Annotated in this window: 1 protein-coding gene; it reads right to left on the bottom strand. The window is 53.0% G+C overall.

The features are described from left to right. Positions 1–57: 57 nt before the first annotated feature. On the bottom strand, positions 58–281 hold a 224-nt coding region (locus tag ABGN05_RS30135; RefSeq protein WP_367957746.1), incomplete at its 5' end, for a hypothetical protein.

Here is a 281-nt window from a genome sequence, read left to right as displayed (position 1 = left end):
CTTTCAAGGCGCGTGGTTCCTTTTAAACACCAGCTCTGTACCTCTTTTAAAGATCCTTTAATAAATCCTGTAAACACATAACCTGTTCATCGCCTGCCCTGTGGACAGGCTGCGGAGAATGCCCGCCCTTGCAGCGACCTGACGGTCGCGCCGGTTCGGCAACACCAGAGAGAGCTCCCATCGCTTCGCGACGGGCCCCGGCCGGAAAACCAAATTAGTTACAGCATTCATAAAGATATTCATCATAAAACCAGCACCGGTTTGCCGGTCAGGTGCCCCTC

The sequence above is a fragment of the Aquibium pacificum genome (assembly GCF_040839445.1).
Taxonomy (GTDB): Bacteria; Pseudomonadota; Alphaproteobacteria; order Rhizobiales; family Rhizobiaceae; genus Aquibium; species Aquibium pacificus.
This window is presented reverse-complemented; position numbering and strand designations above follow the sequence as displayed.